Here is a 17,980-nt window from a genome sequence, read left to right as displayed (position 1 = left end):
TGACTGCATGACCGCAATGAGTGCACGCGAATTGGGCCGCGCGGACGTCGCCGTGATCGGCGGGAGCGGCTTCTACTCGTTCTTCGACGAGGACGCCGCGGAAGTCACGATCGACACTCCGTACGGCAGCCCCAGCGCCGCGATCACCGTCGGCGACGTGGAGGGCAGGCGGGTGGCGTTCCTCCCCCGCCACGGCGTCCGGCACGAATTCGCGCCCCACACCATCCCGTACCGCGCGAACCTGTGGGCGCTGCGCACGCTGGGCGTGCGGCAGGTGTTCGCGCCCTGCGCCGCCGGGAGCCTCACCCCCGACCTGGGACCGGGCTCGATGGTCGTGCCGGATCAGTTGGTCGACCGCACCAGCGGCCGCACGCAGACCTACTTCGACGGAGGCGGCGTGCACGTCCAGTTCGCCGACCCGTACTGCTCGGACCTGCGCAAGGCCGCCGCCCGACCGGGCACCGTGGAGGGCGGGGTGCTGGTGGTGGTCGAGGGACCGCGCTTCTCGACCAGGGCGGAGAGTCTGTGGTTCGCCCGGCAGGGCTGGACTCTCGTCAACATGACGGGCCACCCCGAGGCGGTCCTCGCTCGGGAACTCGAGATGTGCTACGCCACCATCGCTTTGGTCACCGACCTCGATGCGGGAATCGAGGCCGGCGACGGGGTACGCGCAGTGGACGTGTTCGCCGAGTTCCAGCGCAATCTCGGGTCCTTGAAGACGCTGGTGCGGTCCGCGATCGCCGCCGCCCCCGAGGGACCCTGTGAAGCCTGTCGCGTCCACGAGGGTGTGACACTGCCGATCGAGTTGCCATGATGGGAACACGTGTACTGCTCACGGGTGCAGCCGGATTCATCGGCGGCCACGTCCACGCCGCGCTGATCGAAGCCGGTCACGACGTCGTGGCCGTGGATGCCCTGCTCCCGTCCGCGCACGGTGCCGACCCCGAACCGCCGGACGGTGTGCGACGAGCCGACGTCCGCGACCGTCCCGCTCTGATCGAACTGTTGAGGGGGGTGGACGTCGTGTGTCATCAGGCCGCCGTCGTCGGCGCCGGTGTGGATGTGCGTGATGCGCCGGCCTACGCCAGCCACAACGATCTCGGTACGGCGACGCTGCTCGCCGCGATGCACGAGTCGGGTTGCGAGACGCTGATACTCGCGTCGTCGATGGTCGTCTACGGAGAAGGCCGGTACCGCAACGGGCGGGGCGAGTTCGTGGAACCGGCCGCCCGCCGGGCCGAGGACCTGGCGGCGGGGTTCTTCGACGAGACGGATCCCGACACGGGAGAGCCCCTCGAGTGGGCACTCGTGGAGGAACACTCGCCGCTGCGTCCGCGGAGTCTCTACGCCGCAGGCAAGGTCGCCCAGGAGAACTACGCGCTCGCCTGGGCACTGGCCACCGGTGGTTCCGTGACGGCTCTGCGCTATCACAACGTGTACGGCGATCGCATGCCGCGTAACACCCCGTATTCCGGGGTGGCCGCGATGTTCCGTTCCGCCCTCGAGAACGGCGATCCTCCGCACGTGTTCGAGGACGGCAGGCAGACGCGGGATTTCGTGCACGTCCACGATGTCGCGGCGGCGAACGTGGCCGCGGTCGAGGCGGCGCTGCCCGGATTCGCGGCGTTCAATGTGTGCTCGGGGCACCCGATCACGATCGGCGAGGTGGCCGCGACCCTTGCGCGTTCGCACGGCGGGCCCGAACCCGTCGTGACCGGCGAGTACCGCCCCGGCGACGTGCGGCACATCGTCGCCGACCCCTGGCTGGCCCGGGAGCGGCTGGGATTCCGGGCGCAGATCAGGCCCGCCGACGGGATCGCGGCGTTCGCGCACGCACCCCTGAGGGACGCGGTGCCGGCGGGACCTCCCCGTGTCTGAGCGCGTGCCGATCTCTGCGCGGGACGTCACCGTCGTGATCCCGTGCATGAACGAGGCCGGTTCCCTGCCCGGAGTGCTGGCCGCGGTGCCACCCGGCTACCGGACGGTGGTGGTGGACAACAATTCCACCGACGGCACCGCCGCGGTCGCGGGGGCGCACGGTGCGTCGGTGGTGTGGGAGCACGTCCCGGGATACGGTTCGGCCGTGCACGCCGGGGTGCTGGCGGCGCAGACTCCGGTGGTCTGTGTGCTGGACGGCGACGGCTCGATGGATCCGGGTGAACTGCCGCGACTCGTCGCTGCGCTGAACTCGGGCGCCGACCTCGCCGTGGGGCGGCGGCGGGCCGATCGGCGTGGAACGTGGCCGTTGCACAGCAGGATCGGCAACGCCGTCGTCGCCGCACGACTCCGGGGCCGGTACGGGCTGCCGATCCACGATCTCGGGGCGATGCGAGCCGTACGCAGACAGGACCTCCTCGACTTGGGTGTCGACGACCGCAGGTCGGGCTATCCGCTGCAGCTTCTCGTGCTCGCCGGCCGCGCCCACTGGCGGGTCATGGAGCGCGACATCACGTATCGGCCGCGCACCGCCGGCGCGTCGAAGGTGTCGGGTTCGCTGAAAGGCACCGTCGTCGCCGTCCACGACTTCTGGAAGGTGATCGGGTGAGCCTCGACGTCGCAGTACTCGTGGTCGCGAAGGCGCCGGTGCCCGGGTTCGCGAAGACCCGGCTCGCGCGGGACGTCGGCGACGCCCGGGCCGCCGACCTCGCTGCCGCCTCGCTGCTGGACACCCTGGACGCCGTCACCGGTGCCCGCGTCGCGCAGCGGGTGGTGGCGATGACCGGTGACCTCGGCCGGGCGGTCCGGGGCACCGACATCGCCTCGGCGCTGGACTGTTTCACGGTGCTTCCGCAGCGGGGTGAGAATTTCGCGGAGCGATTGGTGAACGCCCACGCCGACACGTTCGACACGTTCGGCCTGCCGATACTCCAGATCGGGATGGACACACCGCAGGTGACGGCGGGCCTGCTCGCGGAATCGGCGGACCTGCTCACCGAGCGGAAGGGCCGATGCGTCCTCGGACTCGCGGAGGACGGCGGGTGGTGGATCCTCGGAGTGCCCGACGCCGTGGCGACGGAGGCGATCGGATCGGTTCCCACGTCGGGTCCGGACACCGGACGCCTCACCCGGGAGGCCCTCCTCGCGGCGGGCGCCGAGGTGCTGTCGCTGCCGACGCTCCGCGACGTCGACTACGCGACCGACGTCGCACCGGTCGCCGCCCTCTGCCCGGAGTCCAGCCGCTTCCGCCGTGAGTACTTGTCACCCACCCGCGGTTGACGAGTACTCACGGGGCGTTGATGCGGGCGAGCGCGAGGTAGAGCGGTTCGGTGGGGTCGAGTTCGATCCCGTTGCGACGGAGGAACGCGTCGAGCACGCCCCACACGAGGGGCGCCACCTGGCCGACGAAGTACTCGGTGTCCGGTTTCGCGGAACCCTTCGACGACTCGAGCCAGAGGTCGGTGGTCGAGACCATGATCCCGACTGCGGCGCGGGCGGTGAACCGGACGTCGGAGACTTCGGCGGACACGGACTCGAAGATCGTCGACGCGACGCCGGCCAGCCGGTCGGTGAGGTCGCGCTCGACGTCGAGGGACAGGGCGGATCCCGCGCCGTCCTGTTTCAGCTCCCCGTCCGCCAGGAAGCGGAAGACGTTCGGGTGCTCGGCGACCACCTCTGCGTAGCCGGTGATGGCATGGTTCAGCGCCTCGTGCGGTGTGGTGAGCAGGAAGTTGAACTTGGGCGCCACCAGCTTGTAGACGTCGTGGGTGGTGCGGTCGGCGATCGCCTTGTAGAGGTCGGCCTTGTCTGCGAAGTGCCGGTACAGCCGGGGCTTCGTGGCCCCCGCTTCCTTGGCGATGTCGTTCATGCTCGGGCGTGGGCCGTGCGTGTCGATCACCCGGTAGGCGGCGTCGATGAACTCTTCACGGGCGCGTGCCCGCCGGTCCCACGACCGCGGGGTGTCTGTTTCTGCCACTTCGCCTGGACTCCGAATACTCGTTGGACCGCGTGCCGATACCCAGGGTACGGGACCGTGTTCCGACAACGGCAGTAGTGGTTGACACCGAAGTTCGCCGGTGTGACACTCGACTCGCACAAAACGTAACCGCGGGTAACGCTCATCGTGTCTCGCGGTACCAGCGGCAACGCGGCCGAACGGCAACCCTCGCCCGAAGCCGACTTCGAGGAGATCACTGATGGCACTGCGGAACGGAAAGAAGGTCGACGCGATCGACGTCGACCCCGGTGACGTGACCCTGCAGGCACGCAACGTGAAGTTCGACTGGTCCCGGACCCCGCTGCACTGGATTCCCGGCGAACCGATCGCCTCCCACACGCTCAGCGCGATCAACCTGATCCTCCCCGAGGGGGAGCGGTGGTTCTGCGCCACGTTCACCGAGGCGCTCCCCCTGATCAACGACGACCGGCTCCGCGCCGACGTCCGCGGGTTCATCGGGCAGGAAGCGATGCACGCCGAGACCCACAACGTGGTGCTGTACGAGTTCCTGGACGCACACGACGTGGATCCGCGGCCGTTCGTGCTGCAGTCGGAATTCCTCATGCGGAAGGTGCTGGGCCGCAGGGAGATGGGCAGCGCCCGCGCGCAGCGTCAGCAACTCGTCGAACGGCTCGCGTTCATCGGTGCGATCGAGCACATGACGGCATTCCTGGGTGACTGGATCCTGAACGCGCGCCTCGAGGACTTCGACGCCGACCCGAGCATGACCGACCTGTACCGCTGGCACGGCGCGGAGGAGGTCGAGCATCGCAGTCGCTCACGACGTCGCCATGCACTTCGGGGTGGGGTACTTCCGCCGCAACCTCGCGATGCTGGTGTCGTATCTCGCGTTTCTCGTGGTGATGACGCGCGGGCTGAAGTTCATCGTGCACGCCGACCCGACCATGCGCGACCGCGGCTACTTCTCGCTGTGGATCGGGCTGTTCGCGGCGATGCGCCGGGGTTCCCTGCCCGGGCTGTCGAGCCTGTTCCGGGGTGCGCTCCGATACCTGAACCCCCGGTACTCGCCGCAGGCCGAGGGCGACACGGCGCAGGCGATCGCCTACCTGGCCAAGTCGCCTGCCGCGAGGGCGGCGGCGTAGTGACTCCGACGTATCCGGCACCGACCTCCGTACCGGGTGATCTGTGGGGGAAGCGGCAACGCGACCCGCTGCTGCGTGCCGTCGCCGGTGTCACCACCGCGTACATGCGGTCGTTGCGCTTCCTCTACCGCACCGACCTCACCCCACCGGTCAGCGACGGTAGCCGGCGAATGCTGGTGTGTGAGCGCAGAGTGGTGGCGCACGACGAGAACGTCGTGAGCCTCACGCTGGCCGCGCCCAACGGCGGCGAACTCGACCGGTGGCGGCCGGGCGCGCATCTCGACCTCGAGCTGCCGTCCGGGCGGCGCCGTCAGTACTCCCTGTGCGGCGACCCCGCAGACAGTCGCGCGTACACCATTGCGGTGCGGCGCCTTCCCGACGGCGGCGGAGGCTCACTCGAGGTCCACGACACCCTGCACCCCGGAGCCTCGGTGAAGGTCCGCGGCCCGTACAACGCGTTCCCCCTGGCATTGCCCGGACACGGATCGACTGCCGACGGCCTGCATTTCGTCGCCGGCGGAATCGGGATCACCCCCATCCTCCCGATGGTGCGCCTTGCCCATCGCCTCGACCTCGACTGGTCGATGGCCTACACCGGCCGTAACCGCGAGTCGCTACCCTTCCTGGACCAGCTCGCGGAGTTCGGCGACCGGGTGTCGGTGCGCACCGACGACGACGGCGGAATCCCCACCGCAGCAGAGCTGCTCGGCGCGGTGACCGATACTTCCGCGGTGTACTGCTGCGGACCGATCCCGATGATCGAGGCGATCGACGACGCCCTGCCGCCTGGTGCCGAATTCCACTACGAGCGGTTCTCGCCCCCACCGATCGTCGACGGCCGGCCGTTCGAGGCCGAACTCGCCCGCACCGGTGAGGTGGTCGTCGTTCCCGCCGACCGGACTGCGCTCGACGCGATCTCCGACGTGCGTCCCGGGCTCGCCTTCTCCTGTCGACAGGGGTTCTGCGGCACCTGTGCCGTCCGCGTGGAGCACGAGGGCCGGACCTCCGGCCAGATGCTGCTCTGCGTCGAACGAACCCAGGGCGAGCGCGTCGTCCTGGACATCTGACAGCACCTCCGAGGAGACGGTTCCTTCATGACAGCACTCGACAACAGGCACTTCGGGTTCGGCGACATCCCCGACCAGTGGGGCAGGACTGTCCTCGTCACCGGCGCGAACAACGGACTCGGGCTCCACGCCGCGACGGCGCTCGCCGGTGCGGGCGCGACGGTCCTGCTCGCGTGCCGCAATCCGCAGACCGGCGCCGCCGCGCTCACCCGGATACGCAAGGCGGGCAGCGACGCCGAGCACCACCTGATTCCTCTGGACCTCACCGACCTGGCCTCGGTCCGTGACGCAGCGCAGCACGCCTGCGGGGTCGCACCGCGAATCGACGTGCTGATCAACAACGCGGGACTGATGGCCGTTCCCTTCGGCCGTACGGCGGACGGTTTCGAACTGCAGATCGGCACAAACCATTTCGGCCATTTCGCGCTCACCGGACAGCTCCTCCCGGCACTCCTCGGCGCTCCCGCGCCGCGTGTCGTGACTCTCGCCAGCATCGCGCACCGCCGCGGCCGGATCGTGCTCGACGACCTGAACTTCGACCGCCGCAAGTACACCCGGATGGGCGCGTACAACCAGTCGAAGCTCGCCAACCTTCTGTTCAGTGGCGAATTGGCCAGGCGCAGTGCAGCCGCGGGTCTTCCGCTTCTCTCGGTGGCGACGCACCCCGGCATCGCCGCCACCAATCTCTTCGACTCGATGGCCCCGCCGATCCCGGGGGCTCTCGCCGTGACCCACCTCGGATTGCGGATGGTCGGCAACGACGAGAAGGACGGCGCGCTCGGACAGCTGTACGCGGCGACGATGCCCGACGTCCGCACGGACGACTACCTGGGCCCGAACGAACTGTTCGGGGTTCGGGGACCGGTGGCGCGCTCGCCGCGCACCGGTGGGGCGCGGAACACGAAACTCGCGGCGGCCCTGTGGGAGAAGTCCGTCGAGCTGACCGGGGTGGAGTACACCCAGCTCGTTCGCGCGTAGCAGGGCCCCTCTGCTCCCGCGCGTACCATCGGAGTGGATGTCGGAGAGAATGACACGCCATCCGTCCACCGTGGCCGACTGGAGCAACGATCGCCGCAAGGCGCGTCTGCACGCGACACGGCTCGGTCACCAATGGCAGAAATTCGGTCGCACCCGGCGCTTCCTCGCCGCGGTCGCGCTCGGGACCGTCCCCCTGCTCCTGGCCGGCGGACAGTACTGGGTTCACGACGTGCAACCCGAACGCGAGCGCCTCGCGCTGACCCAGCCACAGATCCACGAGGTGTACGACGCGCAGTCGCCCGCCGACCACGACACCGCCGTCGTCGACCTGGTCGGACTGGGCAACAAGGATGCCACCGACACCGCCCGCACCCTGTCCTCGTACGACCGGATCGGGCGCGTATGGGCGGTCCAATACGACAACGGCGGTATCGACACCAGGGTGATCAGCGAACTGATCGCCACCCACGCGGCCGACGAGGGCATCGACAACATCGTCCTGTCCGGGCACAGCATGGGCGGCGTCGTCGCGCTGGAGGTCGCGCAGCACATCTACGAGGACACGGACGCCAACCTCATCGGGGTGGTGCTCGACTGCACCCCGGTGGACCTGCACGCCGTCCGGGCCGGGAGCCGTGACAGCGGTGAGGACATGCTGCGGTGGATCGGCTGGCTGCCCGGCGCGCGGGAGAGCCGGACGATGCGCCTGCTCGTGGAGACCGCGGCCCGGCAGAGCAGGTTCCTCGACACGAAGTCGGACTGGTATCCGCATGTCGACGTCGACGAGTTCCGCGACGTCGTCGACGAGGTCCTCACCGAGAAGGTCCTGTCGGAGGACGTGGCGAGCAACGGGCTGATCGAATCGCAGTTCAAGACCATCGTCGCGTCCGGTGCGATCGACAACCTGAAGTCGCTGGCGGTGGAGACGGAGGACAAGCCGCGGCCCGGGATCGTCTTCGTGCGTCCCCGAGCGGGGTGGAAGGACGCGGTGGTCGACGTCGATTACACGCAGAAGATCCTCGTCGAGCAGTCCGGCGGGACCGACGGCACGCTGCTGGTGGCGAAGCTCGACGGGACCGGTCACGCGAATCCGAACCAGCAACCGGTCGCGTACAACGAGGCGATCGTCGGTCGCATCCTGCCCTTCCTCCAGCCCATTCTCGACGAGGTGTCGGTCACCAGCGACGTAGCGGGCGGCCGGCGGTGACGGCCCGGCCGGGCCACGCCGTCGTGCGGGACTCCCACGCCCGTGCCAGCAGGATCGCCAGGCCCACGTACGCCCACCCCGCCAGCACGTCCACGACGTAATGCTCACCGCCGTAGACCAACACGAACGCCATGGCGAGCGGGTAGACGACCAGCAGCGTCCGCGACCACACGTTCTTCGCGAACGGCCAGAGAGCGACGGCCACGAGCAGGGCGAACGCCGCGTGCAGGGACGGCAGCGCGGCGACCGGGTTGCTCTGCGCCTCCAGCCACCGAGTACTGACATCCGTGGGGACCACACCGAAACCGAAACCGGCGACGCGGCCCACGCTGCCGGAGATCACGTCCTCCTCGGCGGCCAGCCACGGCGGGACGGACGGCAGCAGGATGTAGGTGACCAGACCGAGATACGACAGCAACAGCACCCGCCGCATGTACTCCGACCACAGGTCGCGCGAGTACACGTAGAAGACGGCGGCGACCACCCACGGAACGATGAAGTGGCTGGTGTAGACGATTCCCGTGAGCAGAGTCCACCACGGCAGCTCGCCCGTCGGGGGTAGGAGGGTGTCCTGCAACCAGACCGTGGGGATCGCGCCGCCGAAGAGCCAGCTCTCCACGGTCACCAGTTCCTCAGCCCGCACCGGCATCCCGAGTTCGTGGGCGACGCCCCGGCTGAGGTCGTACACCACGAGAGCGGCGATGAGTGGCAACCAGTCCCGCACCACGCGCACATGGTCCTGCCACGGCCGATCGATCGTGAAGGCGACGAGGCCGGCGACGATCCACGTCGCCTGGTAGATGCGGTCGGTGGGGAGCCCCAGCGTGTAGATCGTGACGGCCAGCGCGAGCAGGTACGCACACCACACCGCCCACCGGAGGTGCTGCCGCCGCCCGTGAGTACTTATTAACCGCCCGCCGTTAATAAGTACTCACGGGCGCAGCATCCCCATGCCTGCCTGCCCCGGCGGCGAAGCGTGCGGCACCCTCCACCGTTCCGTTGGCCAGAGAGATTGAGCCGTGCCGGAATTCGTTCAGCATGGCCTGATCCTCGGTTAGTCCCGCCTGCTCGAGCAGCGACAACCGATCCTGCCGCAGGCACACCTGGGGCAGGCCGGCGATCTCGGCGGCCAGCCGGCGGGCCGCGGTGAGGGCCTCCCCCGCCGCGACCTTCCGGTTGATCAGCCCGATACTCAGGGCTTCGTCGGCGTCGACGGGCCGCCCTGTGAGGACGAGATCCATCGCGCGACTTTCCCCGATGAGCCGCGGCAGGCGGACGGTTCCGCCGTCGATGAGTGGCACGCCCCAGCGTCGGCAGAACACTCCGAGGACGGCGTCCGCACCGGCTACCCGCAGATCGGCCCACAGCGCCAGTTCGAGCCCGCCTGCCACCGCGTGCCCGTCGATCGCGGCGATCACCGGTTTGGACAACCGCATCCGGGAGATGCCCATGGGTGCGTCACCGTCGGGCGCCACCCGGTTCCCGGTCCCCGAACTGATCGCCTTGAGATCTGCTCCGGCGCAAAATGTTCCGCCCTCGCCGTGGAGTACCGCGACCGACGCGTTCTCGTCCGCGTCGAATGCACGGAAGGCGTCGGCGAGCGCCTCGGCGGTGGGCCGGTCGACGGCATTGCGGACTTCGGGCCGGTTCAGGCTGATCGTCGTGACCGGGCCGTCCTTGCGAACGAGTACCACGTCGGAAGTCATCGAGTGCGCCTTTCCTCGCTGGTGTAGCCGACGCTAGCACCCTTGACGGAAGAACGGAACGGGTGTTCACTCCTTGAATATGGCCTACCGGCGCACACCCGCCGTCCAGGAACGCCTGGACGCTCTCCGCACCACCCTCATCGATTCCGCGATCGGGCTGATCGCCCGCCACGGGTACGCGGGGTGCTCGATCTCCGCGGTCGCGGCCGAGGCGGGCGTCGGCACCGGCACCGTCTACCGGCACTTCGCGAACAAGGGCGAACTGTTCGCGGAAGTCTTCCGCATCGTCTGCAGCCGCGAGGTGAGCGCCGCCGTCGAATCCGGCAACGCCGCCCGCGGCGCCGAAGGTCGGTGCGTCGCCGCGGTATCCGCCTCCGTCGGCACGTTCGCCGAACGCGCGCTGCGCGCACCCACCCTGGCGTACGCGCTGCTCGTCGAACCCGTCGACCCGCAGGTCGACACCGAGCGCCTCCTGTTCCACGAGTCCTTCCGCGACGCCCTCGCGGTCGCGATCGCCGCCGCCGTCGAGGCCGGGGAGATCCCGGAACAGGACGCGTCGGTGACCGCTGCCTGCATCGTCGGCGCCATCGGCGAGGCGCTGATTCTGCCACTCGCCCGCGGTGCCGTCGACGGCGCGATCATCCCCGCCCTGCTCACCTTCACCCTTCGATCCCTCGGGAGCCCGACATGAGTGCCACACACGAGGTCGTCAACCAGGTGCCGCCACTGGTCAACTTCGACGCGGCCGATTACCCACCGATCCTCGAAGCGCTACAACGCGAGGGCGCCCACGACGTGCTCGAGGAACTGCACGACGTCGGACGCCTCGCCGGAAGCGAGGACGCGCAGCGCTGGGGTGATCTCGCCGAGGCGCACCCTCCCGTCCTGCGCACCCACGATCGTTACGGCAACCGCATCGACGAGGTCGAGTACGACCCCGCATATCACCAGCTGATGACCACCGCCGTCGAGATGGGCCTGCACGGCGCACCCTGGGCCGACCCGCACCCGCGCGCCCACCTGGTCCGGGCCGCGAAGATGGCCGTGTGGGGGCAGGTCGACGCCGGACACGGCTGCCCGATCTCCATGACGTATGCCGTCGTCCCCGCCCTGCGCCACAACCGTGAGCTGGCGCAACAGTACGAACCGCCCCTCACCGCCCGGGTCTACGATCCGGCGCTGCACCCTCCGCTGACCAAGGCCGGACTGATCGCCGGGATGTCGATGACGGAGAAGCAGGGCGGCTCCGACGTCCGCGCAGGCACCACCCGCGCGGTGCCGCAGTCCGACGGCAGCTACCTCCTGACCGGCCACAAGTGGTTCACGTCGGCGCCGATGTCCGACGTGTTCCTCGTGCTGGCGCAGGCCCCCGGCGGACTGTCGTGTTTCTTCCTCCCCCGGGTGCTGCCGGACGGCACCCGCAACCGGATGCACCTGCAGCGCCTCAAGGACAAGCTCGGCAACCATTCCAACGCCAGCAGCGAGGTCGAGTACGACGAGGCGGTGGCCTGGCTGGTCGGCGAGGAAGGCCGCGGCGTTCCGACGATCATCGAGATGGTCAACATGACCCGGCTCGACTGCACCATCGGCACCGCCACCGGCATGCGTGTCGGCACCGCGCAGGCCGCGCACCACGCCGTGCACCGCAGCGCATTCGGCGCCCACCTGGTGGATCAGCCGCTGATGCGGAACGTGCTCGCCGACCTCGCCGTCGAGTCGGAGGCGGCCACGACCGTCGCCCTGTGGCTGGCCGCGCTCACCGACCGGGCGACCGCCGGCGACGAGCACGCGAACACCCTGCGTCGCATCTCGCTGGCGGTCAGCAAGTACTTCGTCTGCAAGCGCGGCCCGATCCACGCCGCCGAGGCCCTGGAATGCCTGGGCGGCAACGGGTACGTGGAGGAATCGCGGATGCCGCGGCTGTACCGGGAGGCTCCCCTACTGTCGGTGTGGGAAGGATCCGGCAACGTCGCCGCCCTCGACACTCTGCGTGCGATGGCGAAACAGCCGGAGACGCTTCAGGTCTTCTTCGACGAACTCGATTCCACCGCGGGAGCCGACGCGCGACTCGACGCCGCCGTCGCGGATCTGAAGGCGAGTTTCGGCGATCGCGACACGCTCGAGCACCGGGCCAGGCGGGTCGTCGGCGACATGGCGCTCGCCCTCCAGGGGTCGCTGCTGATCCGCCACGGACACCCGGCGGTGGCCGACGCGTTCTGCGTCAGCCGGCTGTCCGGCGACTGGGGTACCGTGTTCGGGACGCTGCCGACCGGCGTCGACACCGCCGCCATCATCGACCGCGCCACTCCCAAGGTGGGGTCGTGACCGGCCGCGACGACCACGCCGGCACCCGTCCGGCGGCCTGGCGCGACGGCTGGGACGAGGGCGGCGACTCACTGTTCGCGGGCCGTGAACCGGACCGGGCGGACGACGCCGTGGAGTATCGAACCCTCACCTACGAGGTGACCGGGCGCATCGCCCGGATCACGTTCAACCGTCCCGACCACGGCAACGCGATCACCGCCGACACTCCTGTCGAACTCGCCGCCACCGTGGAACGCGCCGACCTCGATCCCCGCGTCCACGTGATCCTGCTGTCGGGGCGCGGGAAGGGATTCTGCGGCGGATACGACCTGGGCATCTTCGCCGAGAACGGCGGCCACGCCGACGAGGGACCGGACCGCACGACGGGCACTGTGCTCGATCCGATCGTTCAGGCGCGCAACCACGATCCGTTCGGCAACTGGGATCCGATGGCCGACTACGCGATGATGAGCCGGTTCAACCGCGGCTTCGCGAGCCTGCTCCACGCGAACAAGCCGACGGTCGCGAAGATCCACGGATTCTGCGTGGGCGGCGGCACCGACATCGCGCTGTACTGCGACCAGATCGTCGCCGCGGACGACACGAAGATCGGCTATCCGCCGACCCGTGTGTGGGGTGTTCCGGCGGCGGGAATGTGGGCGCACCGCCTCGGCGACCAGCGGGCGAAACGACTCCTCCTCACCGGCGACTGCATCACGGGGCGGCAGGCGGCCGAGTGGGGTCTCGCGGTGGAGTCGGCGCCCGTGGAGGAACTCGACCGTCGCACCGAGGACCTCGTCGAGCGGATCGCGAGGATGCCCGTCAATCAGCTGATGATGGTGAAACTCGCACTGAACAGCGCACTGCTGGCGCAGGGCGTCGCCAACTCGACGATGGTGAGCACCGTCTTCGACGGCATGTCCCGGCACACCCGCGAGGGGTACGCGTTCCAATTACGCTCGGCCACCGCCGGATTCCGTGAGGCCGTCCGCGAACGCGACGAGCCGTTCGGCGATCACAAGTCGCAGCAGTCGCAGCCTGGATCCTGATCGACCGCGCGACCACCGACCGGCGCGGGGCAGCAGGTGTCGCCCTTCCACGCGTCGACGCCTTCCCTGACGGCGATGACCGCGATCACCAGGGCGGCGATCGGATCGGCCCACGACCAGCCGAGGGTGCTGTTGAGCAGCAACCCGACGAGCAGCACCGCGGACAGGTAGGTGCACAGCAGTGTCTGCTTGGAATCGGCGACCGCCGACAGGGAGCCGAGTTCACGACCGGCCCGGCGCTGCGCCCAGGACAGGACCGGCATCACGGCCAGACTGGCTGCGGCCAGCGCGATTCCGACCGTCGAGTGCTGCGCTTCGCCGACTCCGAGCAGTGACCGCACCGCGTCGACGCTCACGTACGCGGCGAGCCCGAAGAACGAGAACGCGATGACTCGGAGCGTGACCTTCTCCCGCGACTCGGGATCGCGTCCCGCGAACTGCCAGGCGACCCCGGCCGCCGACGACACCTCGATCACCGAATCCAGGCCGAACCCGATCAATGCCGTCGACGACACCCGCGCACCCTCGGTGAGTGCCACGATCGCTTCGATCACGTTGTAGGAGATCGTCGCGGCGACGAAGAACCTGATCCGGCGGGACAGGACCTGCCTGCGTTCGCCGGACGGTCTGGTGGGCATGCCGAGTTCGGACGCCATCAGCAGCAGCCTTCGGTCTCCGCGTCCGGGCAGCAGGACGGATCGACCGCGAGGACCAGGCCGAGCAGGTCGTCGAGGGCACGTGCGATGCGTGGGTCGGCGAGTTCGTACCGGCTCCGCCGACCCTCCGGCACCGCGACGACCAGACCGCAGCCACGCAGGCACGACAGATGATTCGACAGGATCTGCCGGGACACCCCGAACTTCTCGGCCAACTCCGACGGATACCCGGGCCCGGACCGCAGGCTCAGCAGAATCTGCGTGCGGGTGGTGTCCGACAGCGCGTATCCGAAACGCGCGAGGGCGTCCCGGTGGACCAGTGTCTCCATGATTCTGACAGTACATCGATTTCTGTATTCAGGAAATCGTGAATCGATGGTCGAGACTCAGGGCTCGGCCTGCTCCGCCGCGGCGGCCGCGCGGGCCATGAGGAGGTTCCGTTCACGGCGCGTCGGTGCGGTCGCCGCGGCGTCCTCGAGCGTCCGGGCCGCCTCGCCGTAGCGGCCGAGGCGTTCGAGGACTTCGCCCCGCACGGCGCCGTAGAGGTGCAGGCGCGCCAGCCGAGGGTCGCCCCGCACAGCGTCGAGCGCAGCGAGCGCGGCCTCGGGCCCGTCCGAATGCAGCAACGCCACCGCACGATTGAGTTCCACCACCGGTGACGGCGCCACCTGCGCCAGCGCGTCGTACAGCGCGACGATCGCCTCCCAGTCGGTGTCCTCGAAACGTGGCGCCCTGGCATGACACCCGGCGATCGCGGCCTGCAACGAATAGGGGCCGAGCGGGCGGCCGAGCCCGACAGCCCGTTCCAGCGCGGCAGTGCCGTGCGTCAGAAGGGTTCGGTCCCAACGAGACCGGTCCTGATCCTGCAGCAGGACCGGCTCACCGTCGGCGCCCACCCGGGCGGCGAACCGTGAAGCCTGCAACTCGGTGAGCGCCACCAGTCCGTGCACCTCCGGTTCCCGGGGCAGCAGGCCGGCGAGGACACGGGCGAGCCGCATCGCCTCCGACGCGAGGTCACGCCGAATCCAGTCCTCACCCGACGTGGCGGAGTACCCCTCGTTGAACACCAGATAGACCACCTCGAGCACCGCCGCCAACCGTGCCGGAAGTTCCTCGCGTGCAGGCACTTCGAACGGCACCTTCGCCTCCGACAGCGTCCGCTTGGCCCTGCTGATCCGCTGCCCCATCGTCGCCGAGGGGACGAGGAACGCCCGCGCGATCTCGTCGGTGCGCAGACCCCCGACCAGACGAAGGGTCAACGCCACCCGCGACTCCCGGGGAAGCACGGGATGACACGCCACGAAGACCAGAGCCAGCAGGTCGTCCTCCACGCCGTCGACGGCGTCCGGCGCGGGCATGGCGCTCGGTTGCGCGGACGGGTCGACGGCGATCTCCGTGTACTTCGACTGCCGCGACCGGTCACGGCGAATGCGGTCGATCGCCTTGTGCTTGGCCGTGGCCGTCAGCCACGCACCCGGTTTGTGGGGAACGCCCTGCTCCGGCCACTGTTCGAGCGCGAGCACGAACGCATCCTGAGCGATCTCCTCGGCGATCCCGACGTCATGGCCGAGGCGGGTGAGCGACGCGATGAGGCGCGGTGACTCCATGCGCCACACGGCCTCGACCGTCCGCTGGACGTCCACCGGACTCAGCCGTTCGGGTGCTGCTCACGGATCCGCTCCGCCAGTGCGGCTTCCTTCTCCCGCAGTTCCGGCGTGAACTCGTCCCCGAAATCCTCGGCCTCGAAGATCGGCCGCAGTTCGAGCACCTGACGCAATCCGCTGTCCGGATCGACGGGGCACTTCTTCGCCCACTCGACGGCCTCCTCGAGCGAGCTGACCTCCCACAGCCAGAACCCGGCGATGATCTCCTTCGATTCGGTGAACGGACCGTCGACCACCGACGTCGTCCCGCCCTCGAACACCAGTCGCGCCCCCGCACTGGTCGGCTTGAGACCCTGGCCGTCGAGCATGATGCCCGCGTTCACCAGTTCCTCGTTGTACGCACCCATCGCCGCCAGCATTTCCTCGGTCGGGGCGATCTTGTCTTCGTCGGCACCTGCACCCTCGATCATCACCATGACTCGCATGATTTCCTCCTCGATTGTGGTCGGTCCCGGCCTTCGTGCCGTGGACTCACACAGTACGTCGAACGGGCTACCTCCAATTTCGACATTCGCGCCCCGTGAGTACTTGTTAACCGCCCGGGGGCTGTTTCAAATTTCCGGGTCGGGGTGTCCGCGTGCCGCGGCGCCCCGACCTGATGTTTCTTGGATAATGTGTTGGTGGCCAAGGGATATCGACCGGTGAATCGTGACCAGCAGTTTTTGTTGCCACCGGACATGCGGGAGTGGGTGCCGCCCACGCATCCGGTGTGGACGGTGATCGAGATCGTCGACACCCATCTCGACACCAGCGCCTTTCACGGCTCTCGCCGCACCGGAGGCGCCGGGCGCGCCGGGTACGACCCGGACATGCTGGTGACCCTGCTGATCTGGGCGTGGTCGCGGGGGGTGCGGTCGTCGCGGCAGATCGAGCGGGCCTGCTCGGAGGTGGTGTCCTACCGGGTGATCTGCGCCGGCGACACCCCCGATCACGTGACGATCTCACGGTTCCGCAAGGACAACCACACCGCCTGCGAGGCCCTGTTCACGCAGGTCCTGATCCTGGCCGCACGGTTGGGTCTGGGCCGGCTCGAGACGATCGCGTTGGACGGGGTGAAGATCGCCTCGAACGCATCGAAGGACGCCAACCGCACCGAGGACGGGCTGCGCCGGGCAGCCGAGGCGGAGGCCGCGCGGATCGCCGCGGCCGCGGCGGCCGCGCACGCCGCCACCGATGACGCCGAGGACGACCTCTACGGCGAGGACGATCCGGGCCCGGGGCAGGTGCCGGCGGAGTTGGCCGATCCCACGACCCGCTCGGCCCGGATCGCCGAGGCGTTGGCCCAGCTCGACGCGCAGAAGCAGGCCGAACAGTCCGAGCGGGACGGGAAGGCACAGGACTACCTGGCCCGGCTCGACGCGGGTGAGACGGTGATGGGCCGGGTGCCGGTCGGGGCCGAGGTCGCCGCCGCCGAGCGGCGTCTGGCCGAGGCGGTCGCCGCCCAGCAGGCGGTGATCGAGCGGTTCCGGGGGCGCACCGCGTCAGGGGGCGGGGGCGGGTTCGTTCCGAAACCGGTCGACGAGCACCACCTGGTGCGGCGTCGGCGCACCGAACTCGACACCGCCCTGCGCAAGCAGGGTGAGCGCACCGCTGCCGCCGGGCAGCGGCGCCGCAACATCACCGACCCCGATTCGCGGTTGCAGCCGCTGCGCGGCGGCGGGTGGCTGCAGGGCTACAACTGCCAGGCCTTCACCAGTGCGGACGGGTTGATCCTGGCCACCGGAGTCGGGACCGGCCCGGTCGACTACGACTACTTCCCCGACATGGTCGACAAGGCAGGCAAGGCCGCGCAGCTGATCGACACCTCCCGCCGCGACACGAACCCGGTCGGCGCGGACCCTGCCCGCCCGGCCCCGGCCCCGGCCCCGGAGGAGTTGATCGGGGTGATGCTCTTCGACGCCGGCTACTGCTCCCGCGCCAATCTCACCTCGCCGGGCCCGGACCGGTTGATCGCCACCGGCAAATCCCATCACCTCGAGGCTGCCGCCGCCGCTGATCCGGTCACCGGACCGCCACCGCCGCAAGCGGATCCGATCCAGGCCATGACCCGCCGGCTGCGCACCGAGGCCGGCATCGCCACCTACCGCAAACGCTCACCCATCGCCGAAACCGTGTTCGGGCACGCCAAACACAACCTCGGATTCCGCCGCTTCACCAGCCGCGGCCTCGACCGCGCCCGCAGCGAATGGGCGTTCCACGCCGCAGTGCACAACCTGGGCAAGATCCTCACCCACCTGACCGCAGGCACCCCGCTCCCGGCCACCTCATGACCAGGCGGGGACACCCCCGCCCGCACCGGCACCCGCCAAGTC

General features: G+C 69.4%; 18 protein-coding genes and 1 pseudogene. 12 read left to right on the top strand and 7 right to left on the bottom strand.

Annotated elements, in window-relative coordinates; all coding sequences use genetic code 11:
• Positions 1-7 precede the first annotated feature (7 nt).
• The 4 genes from RHA1_RS20725 to RHA1_RS20710 are packed head-to-tail and all read left to right on the top strand — an operon-like array spanning position 8 to position 3,216.
• Positions 8-814 (top strand): S-methyl-5'-thioadenosine phosphorylase, encoded by an 807-nt coding sequence (locus RHA1_RS20725; protein WP_011596715.1) that lies wholly within the window; start codon positions 8-10, stop codon positions 812-814.
• A complete protein-coding gene (locus RHA1_RS20720; RefSeq protein WP_011596714.1) occupies positions 811-1,878 on the top strand; it encodes an NAD-dependent epimerase/dehydratase family protein in 1,068 nt (355 codons plus the stop codon). The genes RHA1_RS20725 and RHA1_RS20720 overlap by 4 nt, the downstream gene beginning before the upstream one ends.
• Entirely contained in the window at positions 1,871-2,545 is a 675-nt protein-coding gene (locus tag RHA1_RS20715; protein ID WP_011596713.1) for a glycosyltransferase family 2 protein, read from the top strand. The genes RHA1_RS20720 and RHA1_RS20715 overlap by 8 nt, the downstream gene beginning before the upstream one ends.
• Entirely contained in the window at positions 2,542-3,216 is a 675-nt protein-coding gene (locus RHA1_RS20710; protein WP_011596712.1) for a TIGR04282 family arsenosugar biosynthesis glycosyltransferase, read from the top strand. The genes RHA1_RS20715 and RHA1_RS20710 overlap by 4 nt, the downstream gene beginning before the upstream one ends.
• Before the next feature lie 7 nt (positions 3,217-3,223).
• On the opposite strand, the gene RHA1_RS20705 is transcribed toward RHA1_RS20710, so the two are convergent.
• Entirely contained in the window at positions 3,224-3,913 is a 690-nt protein-coding gene (locus RHA1_RS20705) for a TetR/AcrR family transcriptional regulator (protein ID WP_050787344.1), read from the bottom strand.
• A gap of 220 nt (positions 3,914-4,133) precedes the next feature.
• On the opposite strand from RHA1_RS20705, the pseudogene RHA1_RS20700 reads away from it, so the two are divergent.
• From RHA1_RS20700 to RHA1_RS20685, 4 genes and pseudogenes are all read left to right on the top strand, one after another.
• Positions 4,134-5,037, top strand: a pseudogene (locus RHA1_RS20700) (metal-dependent hydrolase).
• On the top strand, positions 5,037-6,104 hold the full coding sequence (locus tag RHA1_RS20695; protein WP_041811798.1) for a PDR/VanB family oxidoreductase: 1,068 nt from the start codon (positions 5,037-5,039) through the stop codon (positions 6,102-6,104). The pseudogene RHA1_RS20700 and the gene RHA1_RS20695 overlap by 1 nt, the downstream one beginning before the upstream one ends.
• A 27-nt stretch (positions 6,105-6,131) precedes the next feature.
• Complete coding sequence (locus RHA1_RS20690) at positions 6,132-7,082, top strand: oxidoreductase (RefSeq protein WP_011596709.1); 951 nt, start codon at positions 6,132-6,134, stop codon at positions 7,080-7,082.
• A 49-nt stretch (positions 7,083-7,131) separates the two neighbouring features.
• Complete coding sequence (locus RHA1_RS20685) at positions 7,132-8,289, top strand: alpha/beta fold hydrolase (RefSeq protein ID WP_050787343.1); 1,158 nt, start codon at positions 7,132-7,134, stop codon at positions 8,287-8,289.
• Here the strand turns inward: RHA1_RS20685 and RHA1_RS20680 are convergent.
• Together RHA1_RS20680 and RHA1_RS20675 are read right to left on the bottom strand one after the other, a co-directional pair.
• Positions 8,258-9,157, bottom strand: a complete 900-nt coding sequence (locus RHA1_RS20680) for a phosphatase PAP2 family protein (RefSeq protein ID WP_011596707.1) — start codon at positions 9,155-9,157, stop codon at positions 8,258-8,260. The genes RHA1_RS20685 and RHA1_RS20680 overlap by 32 nt on opposite strands.
• A gap of 52 nt (positions 9,158-9,209) precedes the next feature.
• Positions 9,210-9,995 (bottom strand): crotonase/enoyl-CoA hydratase family protein, encoded by a 786-nt coding sequence (locus RHA1_RS20675; protein ID WP_011596706.1) that lies wholly within the window; start codon positions 9,993-9,995, stop codon positions 9,210-9,212.
• Positions 9,996-10,074: 79 nt separating this feature from the next.
• Between RHA1_RS20675 and RHA1_RS20670 the strand changes: the two genes are divergently transcribed.
• Genes RHA1_RS20670 through RHA1_RS20660 form a run of 3 tightly spaced genes read left to right on the top strand, consistent with a single transcriptional unit; the run spans position 10,075 to position 13,348 of the window.
• On the top strand, positions 10,075-10,686 hold the full coding sequence (locus RHA1_RS20670; RefSeq protein WP_011596705.1) for a TetR/AcrR family transcriptional regulator: 612 nt from the start codon (positions 10,075-10,077) through the stop codon (positions 10,684-10,686).
• A complete protein-coding gene (locus tag RHA1_RS20665) occupies positions 10,683-12,320 on the top strand; it encodes an acyl-CoA dehydrogenase family protein (protein WP_011596704.1) in 1,638 nt (545 codons plus the stop codon). Before RHA1_RS20670 ends, RHA1_RS20665 begins: the two co-directional genes overlap by 4 nt.
• Positions 12,317-13,348: a crotonase/enoyl-CoA hydratase family protein gene (locus RHA1_RS20660; protein ID WP_011596703.1), complete on the top strand. Its 1,032-nt coding sequence runs from the start codon at positions 12,317-12,319 to the stop codon at positions 13,346-13,348. Before RHA1_RS20665 ends, RHA1_RS20660 begins: the two co-directional genes overlap by 4 nt.
• On the opposite strand, the gene RHA1_RS20655 is transcribed toward RHA1_RS20660, so the two are convergent.
• The 4 genes from RHA1_RS20655 to RHA1_RS20640 are packed head-to-tail and all read right to left on the bottom strand — an operon-like array spanning position 13,315 to position 16,093.
• The gene (locus tag RHA1_RS20655) at positions 13,315-14,004 is read right to left on the bottom strand and encodes a cation efflux transmembrane domain-containing protein (RefSeq protein WP_041811795.1); all 690 of its coding nucleotides are present in this window, start codon (positions 14,002-14,004) and stop codon (positions 13,315-13,317) included. The two genes, RHA1_RS20660 and RHA1_RS20655, sit on opposite strands and share 34 nt — an antisense overlap.
• Entirely contained in the window at positions 14,004-14,333 is a 330-nt protein-coding gene (locus RHA1_RS20650; protein WP_041811793.1) for an ArsR/SmtB family transcription factor, read from the bottom strand. Before RHA1_RS20650 ends, RHA1_RS20655 begins: the two co-directional genes overlap by 1 nt.
• 57 nt (positions 14,334-14,390) lie before the next feature.
• Positions 14,391-15,647, bottom strand: coding sequence for an RNA polymerase sigma factor (locus RHA1_RS20645; protein ID WP_041811787.1), 1,257 nt, complete (start codon positions 15,645-15,647; stop codon positions 14,391-14,393).
• 5 nt (positions 15,648-15,652) lie between these two features.
• Positions 15,653-16,093 carry a YciI family protein gene (locus RHA1_RS20640; RefSeq protein WP_011596700.1) on the bottom strand — a complete coding sequence of 147 codons (441 nt, stop codon included), beginning with the start codon at positions 16,091-16,093 and terminating at the stop codon, positions 15,653-15,655.
• A gap of 189 nt (positions 16,094-16,282) precedes the next feature.
• On the opposite strand from RHA1_RS20640, the gene RHA1_RS20635 reads away from it, so the two are divergent.
• Positions 16,283-17,938: a transposase gene (locus RHA1_RS20635; RefSeq protein ID WP_423816276.1), complete on the top strand. Its 1,656-nt coding sequence runs from the start codon at positions 16,283-16,285 to the stop codon at positions 17,936-17,938.
• Positions 17,939-17,980 lie beyond the last annotated feature (42 nt).

Origin of the sequence: Rhodococcus jostii RHA1, from assembly GCF_000014565.1 — a bacterium.
GTDB lineage: Bacteria > Actinomycetota > Actinomycetes > Mycobacteriales > Mycobacteriaceae > Rhodococcus_F > Rhodococcus_F jostii_A.
Note: the sequence above shows the minus strand (reverse complement) of the source record. Positions and strands in the feature narration are given on the sequence as shown.